Below are 12,653 nucleotides of genomic sequence, written 5' to 3' on the forward strand. Positions count from 1 at the left end.
CATGGAGAACCGGTCGCTCACGGTCGTCTTCCAGGCCGGCCCCCTCGCTTCGTCGCACGTGGTCGGCTTCCGCCTCGAGCGCCGCCTCGGGCTCGTCACCGCGGCCGATATCGAGGTGCGATCGGCCGTCTATGCGGAGCCGGACGATCTCCTTGGGTCACCGGCGCGCCTCGCGTTCGGTCGCGACGAGGTCGAGCACGAGCTCTCTGGCGTGGTGATGAGCGTCGCCATGGTCGCGTCGCCTGAGGACGGGGTCCGCTCCGAGCTCGTCTATCGCGTGCGCGTGACGTCGATGCTCGGGCTCCTGGAGCGGCAGTTCGATTGCCGCATCTTCCAGGACATGGACGTGAAGGAGATCGTCTCCACCGTCCTGCGGGACCACGGCATCGACGACGAGCTCCAGTCGTGGCGGCTCGTCGCGAGCTACCCGAAGCGGGAACACTGCGTCCAGTACAACGAGAGCGCGCTCGCGTTCGTCTCGAGGCTCCTCGAGCAGGAAGGCATTTATTTCTTCTCGGACAGCGGCGACGGCGGCGAGATCCTTGTGTTCGAGGACGACAGCACGTTGAGCGATCCACTCCCGGGCGAAAAGCGGCTCTCCTACCGCTACGGCGCAGGCCTCGAGGCGAGCGACGGCGCGGTCGGCGTCATCACCCAGCGGCACCGCACGGCCACGGGCAAGGTCACGCTCCGCGACTACGACTTCAAGAAACCCACCACGGATCTCACCGTCACTGCGACGGCTGACAGGGACGCCGATCTTGAGAGCTACGATTACCCCGGCCTGTATACGAAGGCGAGCGAGGGGACGCGGCTCGCCGAGGTCCGTCTCCAGGCCATGCAGGCCGAGCGGGTGACGCTCGCGCTCGAGGCCGGCTGCCTGCGCCTCGCCCCGGGCCGCTGGATCGAGCTGTGCGAGACGACGAATGATCTCGACGGCGACTATTTCATTACCGGCACCGTGCACGAGCTCCAGCGCGGCGTGTACCGGGTCCGCGCCACGGCGATCCCCAAGGCGGTGAAATACCACACCCCGCAGCGTACCCCGGCGCCGCGCATCGACGGCCCGCAGACGGCCGAGGTGGTCGCCCCGAATGGCTCGCCCGCTGAGGAGATCCACACCGACCAGCACGGTCGCTGCAAGGTCCGGTTCCACTGGGACCGGTACGGAAAGCGGGACGCCAGCGCATCGAGCTGGATCCGCGTCGCGCAGCCCCAGACGAGCGGGTCGATGGTCCTGCCGCGCGTCGGGTGGGAGGTCATCGTGGAGTTCCTCGAGGGCAACCCCGACCGGCCCATCGTGACGGGTCGCGTCTTCAACGGCCGCTTCATGCCGCCGTACGCGCTGCCCGAGGGCAAGTCCCGGACGGCGATCAAGACGGCCTCCTCGCCGGGCGGCGGCGGCTCGAGCGAGATCCGCCTGGAGGACAAGGCAGGCAGCGAGGAGATCAAGATCCACGCGCAGAAGGACACGACGATCGCGACCGGGAATAACAAGACGAAGTCGACGGGCGCCCACGAGAGCAAGCACGTCGAGGTCAACGCGAAGCTCACGGTCGGCGGCGACCAGACGGTCAAGATCACGAACGGTTACCAAAACACCGTGCTCGCCTCGCAGGACGTGTCGGTCGGCGGCAACCGCACGGTCGAGGTGAACGCCGTGTACGGTCTCACGTCGGCGGGCGCGAGCGAGACCTCCGTCGGCGGCAACCAGATGGAGATGGACGGCGACCCCATCCAGGCGATGCTCTCGCTCGCCCAGCAGGCCGTGGTCGCGGCGGCCAAGGCGGAGGCGGCGAGAGCGCTCCAGCAGCTCGATCAGGCCGTCTCGTCGAAGGTCAGCCAGCTGATGGGCGCCGTCGGAGGCTTGCAGGGCACGGCCGGCCAGATCGGCGCGTCGATGGATGCGGTCAGCCGGGGCAACCTCGGCGCCGCGTCGGGAGCGCTGAGCGCGGCGTCGAGGTTGCCGACCCCGGCCGCCTTCGGGGCGTCGCTTGCCGGTGGAGGCGGCGGAGCTGCTGGCGGCGGGCTCTCCGCGTTCTCGACGGCGAGCCTCCAGGTTGGGCTCAACTCGGTGGTCCGCGGCGCCCTCGACCGAGGCAAAGCCGAGCTGGGGGAGGCGCTGGGGCTCGAAGGCGCCGGCGGCGGCGGGGCCTCAGCAGCGAATGAGGCGGGCCCCGAAGGCGCTGTGGCCGGCAATTCCGCGAGCGACAGTGCCACCGGACCGGGCCACGCCGTCAACGTCTGCTCGTCCACCCACGACGAGAAGGTCGGGAGCATCAAGGCGACCATCGCCGCGGCGGGGATCCACACCACCATCAAGGGCGCCCGTACGCAGGACATCGGCGCGGCGCGCGTCGAGCTGGTCGGCGGAACGCGGGCCGAGTCATGCCTCGCCGACAAGACCGAGAAGGCCATGGGCCTCGTCGTGCTCAGCAAGGGGCCGGAGACGGAGAACGTCGGCGGCAGCCGGTCGACGATGGTAGGCGGCGCGATCCTCGAGAAGATCGGCGGATCGAGCACCGTGCTGGCCACCGGCAAGGCCATGTTCGTCGGCGCGTTCCACAAGGTGGATGCCTCGACCGCCATCGTGCTCAAGTGCGGAGAGAGCGAGGTGGTCATCGACGGCGGCGGCATCGCGATCAAGGCGGCCGCGGTCACCATCACCGCGCCGAACGTCACGCTGACGAAATCGGTCTCCGAGGCGTAGGGGCTGCCATGGACGCGCCCATCCTCAACAACAAGACCGAATTCGTCGCTAGGCCGGTGCTGCTCCTGGCGAAAGACGGCGAGCGCTTGGTCCTGATCGTCAAGGCGACGTTCACCTCAGTGCGCGGGAAGAGCGCGCTCGAGCTCTCGCCGCGGGCCGAGCGGCGCGGGATTCGCGGAGCGGACGTGCCGTGGGGCGAGCCCGAGAGAAGCAGCATCAAGTATCCGTCGGATCTCTGCATCACCAAGCCCGGGACCGACGTGATCGTGGTGGCTGCAGCCCACGCTCCGGGCGGAAAGGCCGTGCCGTCGTTCGATGCCGGGGTGCGCGTCGGGCGGCTAGAGAAGACGATCCGGGTGTTCGGCCCCCGTGTCTGGGAGGCCAACGGAGCAGGTCTGTCCGCGGCTCGCCGCACGACGGGCATCGAAGTGCGGTACGATTACGCGTGGGGCGGGATCGACGTGAGCGATCCCGCGAGAGCCGTCGAGGAGTCGCGCAACCCCGTGGGTATGGGGATCGCGCGAGATCCATCCTCACTGACGCACAAGCCCGCTCCGCTCATCGAAGATCCGCTGCACCCGATCGGCTCGGTGCAAACGCGACCGCCTCCGGCCGGCCTCGGAGCGATCGGGCGACATTGGGAGCCGAGGCGCCGCTTCCTCGGAACCCATGACGCGCGCTGGCGCGAAGAACGCGCGCCGCTCCTGCCCCTCGATCACGACGACCGGGCTAATCTCTGTGCATCGCCGGGGCTCACGGCGATCCCGCCCCTCGCCGGAGGAGAGGACGTGGCGCTCCTGAACCTCACCCCTGGCGGCGGCACGCTGAGATTTCGCCTGCCGAAGATCCGGATCTTCGCGAGCCTGCTCGCCACGGGGCGTGAACCGCAGACGCTGGCGCCCTATCTCGATACGGTCGTGCTCGATACGGTCGGCGTGCCAGGTGTAATATCGGGGGATCCGGGTGGTGTTTCGGCTCCCTCCGCCCCAAACCCCGAGAGCGCCGAGGTCGTGGTGGAGCTGGTCTGGCGGGCCGCGTTCCATCCGCCGCGCCGGATGAAGGACGCGAAGATCGTCTTGACCGAAGAGGAGGTCGCGTGAGCGTCGCCGTGGCGAAGGTCGGCGCGAAGACAGCGGTGGGCCTGAACGCCCAGCAAACAGGGTTCTTGCTGCGGGCGGGGTTTCCAGCAATGGCCGAGGCGCCGCTCGCGAATGCGGCGGGCGAGGCGATCACGATGGCGTTCGTGCCGACCTTCGACGGACGGCTGGTGGGCGCCGAGCGGCTCGCCGCGTTGGCGCGGGCGCCGTTCGAGGAGGCCGTCGCGCCGATCCGAGAGGTCGCGGCGGAGGTCCATGTCGCGATCGACGAAAGGTGCGAGGACGGCGAGGTGAGTATCGCTTTGCTCGAAGCGATGGTGAAGCGCGCGATGCCGGCGGCGAGCGTGCGTGTCGAGGCGGGTGGAGAGGCGGCGCCGGGGGGGCTCCTGCCGGCCGCGATCCGCGCGCTAGAGACGCACCAGGCGAACGCCGTGGTGATTGGCGGCGTGCACAGCGATTATGATCCTCGATCGATCGCCGCGCTCGATGCGAGCGGACGGCTGTTTTCTCGCGACAACCTCGATGCGCGCATTCCGGGCGAGGCCGCCGCGTTCTTCGTGCTGATGCGCGCGGGGGACGCGGCCCGCTATCAGCTCACGCCCGTCGCGCGCGTGCTCGGTGTGGGCACGGGCCGAGAGCGCGCGAGGCCCGACAACGACGCGCCGGCGTATGAGGCGCTCGGGATGACGGCCGCGGTCAAGCAGGCCACGGCCCCACTCGCCGGAGATGGGCGCACGGCGGGGTGGATCATGACCGACTTGACCGGCGAGATGCGGCGGCTGTACGAGTGGGAGAGCGTGTTCGTGCGCGCGCAGAAGGTGCTTGGAAGGCCGTATCTCATCGAGTCGCCTGCGCAGCGGATCGGTTATCTGGGCGCGGCAGCGATACCGCTCTTCGTGGCGATGGCGGCGACGGCGTGGCGCCACGGATACGCGCCCTCGCCGATCGCGCTGGCCACGGCGGGGAACGACGGCGGGGACCGGGCGGCGGTGGTCCTGGGCAAGGCTTGAAAGGGCGCGAGGAGAGGAGGCGCGGCGATGGGTGTCACGGCCGTCATGATGGATTGTATCACGGAGAAATCCGGTCACACGATGACCCCGTGCGCCGTAAGCGTATGCACGACGCCGGCGGCGCCGAGCCCCATCCCGGTCCCCTATCCGGTGGTGGCGAACTCCACGGAAGGGGTGAAGGACGCCCCGGTGCGCACCAAGATGGGCGGCGCGAAGATCGTCACGGTGGGGTCCTGCTTCAAGGCATGCCACGGAAACGAGCCCGGGACGATGAAGGAGGTCGTGAGCCTGAACACAGGCGGTCCGGCATTCATCGTGATGGGGGCGCCGATCGTGCTCGTGGAGCTCGGGATGGTGGGGATCACTGGGAGCCCCGGGTTCCTCAACAAGGGAGGGGGGTGAGCGATGGCGACCTCACCTGCGCCGGACGCGGCGGCCCCGCCGGGGATGTGCCCAGGGATCGCGGTCCTTGGGGGCGGCGGCGGCAGCGGTGACGGGGGTGGAGATGGCAGCGGTGGCCAGGACGGCACCAACGGCAACGGCAACGGCAACGGGGGGAACGGCAGCGGCGACAGCAAGAACGGCGGCGAGGGCTGCGGCGATCCCATTTGCCCCATCACGGGCAGGATGTTCCTTGACATCCTCGACTTCGCCTTCGGAGGTCCCTCGCCCCTGCGCTGGCAACGCCACTACAGCTCACGCCAGTCGTCCATGCCCGGCGAACTTGGACATGGATGGGCGCACGCTTATGGCTGGCGCATTCGCGATTCGCGGCGGCAGACGACGGAGCTCTTCGACGATCAGAATCGGCTCCAAGCGTTCCCCAAGATCCCGCAGACGATGGAGGGCGTCAAGAACGCGATCGGATGGACGCTCTTCCGCGAGGGGCAGGGTTTTATGCTTCTGACGCCGGACCGCACGCGGCGCATGTTCGGCCCCGCATGCTCCGACGGATATCATTATTTGCAGTCGGTGTCGGACAAAAACGGCAACGCGATCCGCATCGAGCGCGACGCGCGTGGGGTGATGACGCGCGTGTGGGACTCCGCGGGGCGGCCTTATCATATCGAGGTAGACGGGCGGCGCCGTATCACCCGTATCCTCGTGGCGATCGATCCGGCATATCAGGGCTGGATGGAGGTCGCGAGGTACAGCTACGACGATGACGGCGACCTAATCGAATTCTGCGACGCGGAGGGGTTCCGGTGGAATTACGCTTATCAGGACCATCTGATGATCGAGCACCGCATACCAACGGGGCTCAGCTACTGTTATCGATACGACGGCGTGACGGAGGACGCTTATTGCGTCGAGTCCTGGGGTGAATACATCGGCGCCACAGATCCTGCCCTCGAGTTGCCCCTTCCACTTCGCCCCGCCGGCGTGGACCGGCGCAAGATCAAGGGGATTCTACAAGTAACCATAGATTTCGCCAAAAACGACCGGTATTGCGAGGTCAAAAATGGCCTCAGCGGCGTGGTCGCTTATCTCGGCGATAAACAAGGCCGGGTCAGGAAGCGCGTCGACGCGGCGGGGGGGATCTCGGAGTATATCTACGATCCAGATACCGGAGACCTCATCGCGGAGACGCAGCCGGACGGATCGACCCGAGTGCCTTCGCCGACCGGCCCGGCCGTTGAAGGGTTTTTGTCGAGCGATGGCGCGAAGGTCTCGAAGTTCTACGACGAGCGAAAGCGCGAGGTGACCTTCCAGGAGGATTTCGGCGCGGTCGTGCGCCGCACTTTCGATATTCGTGGCAATACCACGTTTGTCCTTCATGCCGATGGCACCACGGAGGAGTTCGCCTCGGACGCTCGGGGGCTCCTGCTCCACAGCGTCGATCGCCTCGGCGTCTCGACGCATTATGAGCACGACGCGATGGGCAACCTGATCCTCCTGCAGCGAACGGGCATGGGCCCCGAGCGAATGGAGTACGATTACCTCGGCCGCAAGATCGCGCATGTCGATCACCTCGGGGGCCGCACCGAGTGGGTCTGGGATCGGCGAAATGAGGTCATCGAGAAGCGGTATCCTGGCGGAGGCTCCACGACCTGGGTCCGCGATGGTCTGCGTTACGCGACCATGACGAACCACAACGGCCAGGTCACGCGTGTCACGTACGGTGGTCTGCACTGGCCCATCAGGATCGAGAATCCGGACGGCACGACGCTCGAGTATCGCTACGACGTCATGGGAAACGTCGTCTCGATACGGAATGGCCGTGGGGATGTCTGCCGGCAAACGTACGATTACGCAAGCCGCCTCGTTGAGATCGAGACGTTCCAGGGATTCAAGCATACGTATGCGTACGATGTCGCCGGTGAAATCGTGCGGCGGCGCGGGCCCACTGGCGATGAGGTTCGCGAGTTCGACAGCGACGGCAAGCTCAAGAAGATCGAACTCCCGGACGAGGTGATTTCGCTCGAGTACGACCTCAAAAATAGGACCGTTTCCATCGACAACGGCGCAAACGGCGCCCCGCTCGTGCGCGAATACAACGCAGCCCGAAATGTGCAGCGCGAGGTGGCCGGCATCCACCAGCTTCACGTCCAGTGGCACGGCGGCAACGCCGACTCGTTCGTGGGCGACGTTGGCCTTCCGGTCCGGCGCACGCGCGGGAAGACGGGTGAGCTCGAGACGATCGAGGCGGGCGACATCGCGACTATTTTCATCGAGCCCGAGGACAAGGATGGGCAGGTCCTCTACCTCGGCGATCGGCTCGTCCTGCGCCGCACGTTTACGAAGAACGGCCAGCTCGCCGGCACGTGGCTTGCGCGGAGGGATGACGCCTTGCAGCGGGAGCAGCGGGCCACGCAGGCCGATCCTGGGTTGATCTCCTGGGCGACCTACTTCTGGCGCGACGATTATCTGGTGAGCGAGTATCATTCGAATGGCCGCTCGGTCGAATACGACATCGCTCCGGGTGGGCGTATCCAGCGGCGGCGCGTCCTCGACAAAGGGCAGGTCGTCGAGGAGGAGAACCTTCGATTCGACGGAGCCGGGACGCCCCTCATGGCGGGAGCGCTCTACGATTCTCTCGGTCGACCCATCGAGATCGGCGGCGAGATCATCGAATATGATGCCGCGGGGCGCATGTGCCGTCGCGGCGACAAGAAGCTCCGGTGGAGCGCGGCCGGGGAGCTTCTGGAGGTCGAGTCGCACGACCAGCTCGTCCGTTTTCGTTACGACGCGCTCGGGCGTCGCATCGCCAAGCGGGTGTACCGGCAAAACGAGGTCGTCCGGGACATCTCCTACCAGTGGATGAACAACTGCGTCCTCCACGAGGTGGACCACACGGCGCAGTGGACCCGCACCTACCTCCGCGATGACAGATCCTTCGCACCGCTCGGGCACGTGGATAGCCATGGGTCCGAGATCGATGTCTGTTATTACCTGAGAAACCCCATCGGGTTCCCCTCGGGCGCCGTCGATCCCGGGGGCGACATGGTTTGGCAGGCCGAGCCCACGCTTTATGGTTTGCCCAGACCGAGCGTCTCGAAGGCGTTCGTCGACGCGCGGTTCCCCAACCAGCACGCCGATCCGGACGTCGGTCTCGTCTACAACCATCGCCGCTGGTTCGATCCCGCGACGGGGCTCTTCATCAGCCCGGATCCGCTGCTGCTCGATGGCAACCTCCATCCGCTCGAGTACGTGCGAAACCCGACGATTGAGTGTGATCCCTCAGGGCTCGCTCCGATAATCAACGGGCTGGACCACGGCCGTACGAGCACGGACCTTTGCAGGCCTGGGCCGAATGCCACGATCGGAACGGCGCAGATACCGGGGTTCATCGACGCCGGAAGGAACGCGATGGATCGGAATTTCTCGCCCGACACCCATCGCGCCATCGACAACGCAGGGTTCAAATACGGATGCCATAGCTGCGGGAGCAAGGATCCCGATCCCGAAAAGACTGGAAAATATAAACACTTCATCCCTGACCATCAACCGCCGATCAGCCAATCGAAGGCGAACGGAGGCAACCCGCCCGCGGGCAGCGTCATGCTCTACCCTCACTGTGGGCGGTGTAGCATTGCGCAGAGAGACCAGCAGAATAAGCTCTACTGGGACCCACCCACCAACGCAGCCGCAGGTGCGACGCAGCAAGCCGCCAACCAAGCGGCCCCGACGCCCTTCCCGGTGCCGTCCAGAGCGGAGATGCAAATTCAGTACAACAATATCCAAGCAAGTGCTACGACGACGCCCCACAACGGGTGGCCAGCCAATTTCTGAGGGAGGACTAGACGGATGAACGAGCTCGACGAGAAGGGGAGACCCGCGTGGCTTTCGGCGCTTCCCGAGCCGCTCCGCGCGCAGCACAAGGAGATGGTCGAGGCGATCCAGGCGAACGGCCTTGGCAAGCACCTCTCTGCAATCGAGGCCCTCTTGCGGCCGGGGATCGATCTCCTGGTGACGAGGGCAAATCCCGCCGATGTGAAGGGGGTCGTGTCGCGGATCGGCGGCGAGCCGGACCTCCCCCCTGGACAGCCGTGGCCGATGTGGAAGACGGCACCGCTCACGTTCGTCGGGCAGGTCGTCATCACGGACGAGGTCAAGGCGCTCGACCTGGAAGGTCTTCTCCCGAGCGAGGGCGTCTTGTCGTTCTTCGCGCACCTCGCATCGCCCGAATACGGCGAATACTGTGCCGTTCTGTACTTCCCGATTACCAAGGACCTCGTTCGCACGGCTCCCCCAGGACCCATGTTCGTCCTGAAACGCATGGGTCTCATCCAGCCGAGAGGTCGGCTCACGATCCCTCCGGGCCGCGCGCCCATCATCTCAACGTTGGACCTAAACATTGACGAAAGTGACGCTTATCATGACGCGGTGTGGCTAGCCTTGAAGCCCAGCGCCCCGTACCACAGCCTCCTCGGGTGGCCCAGCGCAGCCACGTACCACGACGAGCAGGGGCGGTGCTTCGTCGCGCAATTCGATTCGGACGATACGATCGATCTGGAAATGGGCGACGTGGAGACATTGCGGATCTATATCGATGGAGACGTCGTGAACGCGTCGACGGTGCAGACGGCGGCCTCGACGTTCAGCGAGGCTTGAGCCCGAGATGGACCTTGACGTCGAGCTCGGTCGAGCCTCCGTGGTCCGATGCGGCTGCTGCGGAAAACGGGCTCACGTCCTTCGCGGGTTCGTCTCTAAGGACGGCAGAGCCCACGCGGTGTACATGGCCGGCTACACGGAAAAACACCCGGAGAAAGAGGGGACCCTACTGGTCTCGATCGGCAATTGGACGAACGGATCGAAGCCCGAGGACCGGACGTCCGTCGTCATGAAGGTCCGGAAGCGCAAGGGCAAATGGCAGGTGATGGTCGTCGGTCAGGAGGGCAATCCGTGGAATGACGTCGCGGTGTTCGGCCCGATCGAAACGCGCTCTTCAGCGCTCGCGCGGGCCGATATCCAGGACTATTTCCACGTCGTCGATCACGTGCTCGAAGTCGACAAACGGTTCACGCAGCTCTTCAGGTAAAGTCCGAGGCCCCCTTCAAGGGCGCAGCCTGCTCCACGCCTCGGGCGTCGTCATCGACGCGCCGACGAGCCTCTTCCACGCCCTCATGCACTCCAAGCGCTCGATCGCCGCGCCGGCAGTGAGCTTCGCGTCATCGTTTTCCGAATCCAGGATCTGAATCGAAGACTGGCCAGCTCGCCGGGGACAGCGAGGAGCGGTCCGCCGTTGGAGATGACCCACTCGATCGATGCCATGGCGAGCATGATGCTCCCTCGGTGCGGTGCTCTCAGAAGAAGGGCATCACCGCGCGACGGGGTGAGACCACTCGCCCGGCACCGAGTTCGCGGCCCTCACGATCCCCGCCCACGCCTGGAGGCACTGCTCCTGGGTCACCACGAAATCATGGGGATCGAACCGGGTGAGCTTCCCCGTCCGCGCCGCGAGCTCGCGGTGCAGGCGGCGCCGGTCGCCCGGTGGGAGCGGGAGCTGATCGAGCTCGTAGAGCGATACCGACGGCGAGTACGCCTGCCCGCGGCGAAGCCGCGTCTTCGGGTCGACCTCGCGCCTGTGCTCGGCCCAGTACGCGCGCCATTTCTGCGGATCGGCGGAGGGCACCTCGAGCTTCTCCTTGGAACCCGGCGGCGGCAAGAAGCGGGGATCACTCACGATGCCGGCGAGCGGCCGGCGCGGCGGCCGCGCCTCAGGATCTGGATCGCGGACCGGCGGATCCTCGATCGCCTCGGGCGGCACGTGGATGCTCTCGATGAGCTTCGCGCCGAGCAACCGATCGAGCGCAGCGCCGGCGGTGAGCTTCACCTCGTCGTCGCCCGCCTCGAGCATGCGGATCAGGGCCGGCACCGCGTCGACAAGCCCTGACCAACCGACGGCCTCAATGGCGGCCGGGGTCGGCGATGCCTGCATCCGCGCAAGCAGCCAGCGTGCGTCATTCTCGTCGGCGACGATCGCTAGCCGAATGAGCGCCCGATCCCCGAGCGCTCCTTGCGCCGCCGTGCGTGCTGCCGCCGCTGCCTGCCGATGGGCGGCGGTCACCATGGAATCGAGCGCCGACGCTTGCAGTTGAAGATCAGAGTGCGCGAGAGCGCGCTCGAGGACACGCCCGAGATCCCGATGGCGGGCAGCAGCGAGCGCGGGCAGCGCGAGCGCGAGGACGCGCGGATCCTCCTCATCCGCCAGCTCGGTAAGCTCCTGGGGCGTGAGCCAACCTCGATAGGCCAGCACGTCGACGGCGATCGCGCGGCAGCCGGGGTCAGGGGACGCGTACAGCGATCGTAAGACACCCGGCACGAAGGGGTTCGGCGCGAGCTTCATCGCCGAGGCGAACGGCTCGGCGATGATCGGATCGTTCGGCCCGAAGCGGTAGAGCACGCGCTCCGCGGCCGCGAGCGCGTCGCGGCCCTCGAAGCATCCGCCGATCATCGCGGCCGCGAACACGCTCATCGAGTTCGCGACCGGCGCATCCATCGCCAGCGGCTCCACGTACGCGAGCGCGGCCGGTCCGAGCGCCGCGAGCGCGTCCACGGCGTTGATCAGGCGCACCTCGAGGGCCTGGCACGCACGCCAGTCGTCGCCGTGGAGCGGCGCGCGCTGGAGGCCGAGCATGCCGATCTCGTCAAAGCACTCGCGCGCCCAGCGCCGCACGAAGGCGCCCTCGTCCAGCGGCGGAGGCGGGGCGAAGGCGAAGCCGGGGGGCACCTCTACGGGCGTCTCGACCTTCGCCTTGGCCGCGGGTGGCGCCTTGAGGCGCCCTGCGAGCGCCTGCGCTCGCTCCTGCGTCATGCGACGCGCCCTCTCAGCCACCGCCGCGAGTTCCTCGAACGTCGTGGGCTCCGGCAGCTCGATCACCGCCGCTTCCCCCTCGCGCTCGGGGACCGGCGGCGCGCGGAACGACGGCATGAGCGAGGCCCGCTCGATCGTGTGCAGCGGCGGCAGGGTGGAGCCGGCCTGAAGCTCCACGGCGGCGCGTCCGGCGAGCGGCACGCGCGGGAAACGCCCCTCGGCGCCAACGAGCGCTGCACACGCTTCGCGCAACGCCACGAGCGTTCCCGGCAGCCCCGCCCGCGCCACCAGGATCGCTGCGTCCCAGAGTCGCGCGTGCGCCACGCTGATGGCCGTGGGTCGGTCCGCGCGCCCGTCGAATGCGTCGTACATCGCCGCGAGCCCATGCTCGATGCGGCGCGCGGCCGACGCGAGGTGCGCGCTGGGTTCGACGTGATCCTCGATCGACCGAGCGGCCGCGTGGGCACGGTCGTGCGCTCGCTCCAGGTGGGTCATCCAGACCGACGCGGGGTCGGCCGCAGCGGGCTCGGTACGCATCGACACTGTTTTCTAGCTGCTCCCGGTCGCCGTGGCGACTA

General features: G+C 67.2%; 8 protein-coding genes. 7 read left to right on the plus strand and 1 reads right to left on the minus strand.

Annotated elements, in window-relative coordinates; translation table 11 throughout:
* Position 1 precedes the first annotated feature (1 nt).
* The 7 genes from WMF26_RS24795 to WMF26_RS24825 all read left to right on the plus strand — a co-directional run bounded on the left by WMF26_RS24795 (position 2) and on the right by WMF26_RS24825 (position 10,299).
* Complete coding sequence (locus tag WMF26_RS24795) at positions 2–2,710, plus strand: type VI secretion system Vgr family protein (RefSeq protein WP_438002321.1); 2,709 nt, start codon at positions 2–4, stop codon at positions 2,708–2,710.
* An 8-nt stretch (positions 2,711–2,718) separates the two neighbouring features.
* Positions 2,719–3,810, plus strand: coding sequence for a DUF2169 family type VI secretion system accessory protein (locus tag WMF26_RS24800; protein ID WP_438002322.1), 1,092 nt, complete (start codon positions 2,719–2,721; stop codon positions 3,808–3,810).
* 8 nt (positions 3,811–3,818) lie between these two features.
* Positions 3,819–4,817, plus strand: coding sequence for a beta-ketoacyl synthase N-terminal-like domain-containing protein (locus WMF26_RS24805; protein ID WP_438002323.1), 999 nt, complete (start codon positions 3,819–3,821; stop codon positions 4,815–4,817).
* A gap of 27 nt (positions 4,818–4,844) precedes the next feature.
* On the plus strand, positions 4,845–5,219 hold the full coding sequence (locus tag WMF26_RS24810; protein ID WP_438002324.1) for a PAAR-like domain-containing protein: 375 nt from the start codon (positions 4,845–4,847) through the stop codon (positions 5,217–5,219).
* A gap of 3 nt (positions 5,220–5,222) precedes the next feature.
* Positions 5,223–9,050 (plus strand): DUF6531 domain-containing protein, encoded by a 3,828-nt coding sequence (locus WMF26_RS24815; RefSeq protein ID WP_438002325.1) that lies wholly within the window; start codon positions 5,223–5,225, stop codon positions 9,048–9,050.
* 15 nt (positions 9,051–9,065) lie between these two features.
* Positions 9,066–9,872, plus strand: coding sequence for a DUF1963 domain-containing protein (locus WMF26_RS24820; protein ID WP_438002326.1), 807 nt, complete (start codon positions 9,066–9,068; stop codon positions 9,870–9,872).
* Between the two features lie 124 nt (positions 9,873–9,996).
* Entirely contained in the window at positions 9,997–10,299 is a 303-nt protein-coding gene (locus WMF26_RS24825; protein WP_438002327.1) for a hypothetical protein, read from the plus strand.
* A gap of 279 nt (positions 10,300–10,578) precedes the next feature.
* Here the strand turns inward: WMF26_RS24825 and WMF26_RS24830 are convergent, their stop codons facing one another.
* Positions 10,579–12,612 carry a hypothetical protein gene (locus tag WMF26_RS24830; RefSeq protein WP_438002328.1) on the minus strand — a complete coding sequence of 678 codons (2,034 nt, stop codon included), beginning with the start codon at positions 12,610–12,612 and terminating at the stop codon, positions 10,579–10,581.
* Positions 12,613–12,653 lie beyond the last annotated feature (41 nt).

The sequence above is a fragment of the Sorangium sp. So ce185 genome, assembly GCF_051526825.1.
Classification (GTDB): domain Bacteria; phylum Myxococcota_A; class Polyangia; order Polyangiales; family Polyangiaceae; genus Sorangium; species Sorangium cellulosum_D.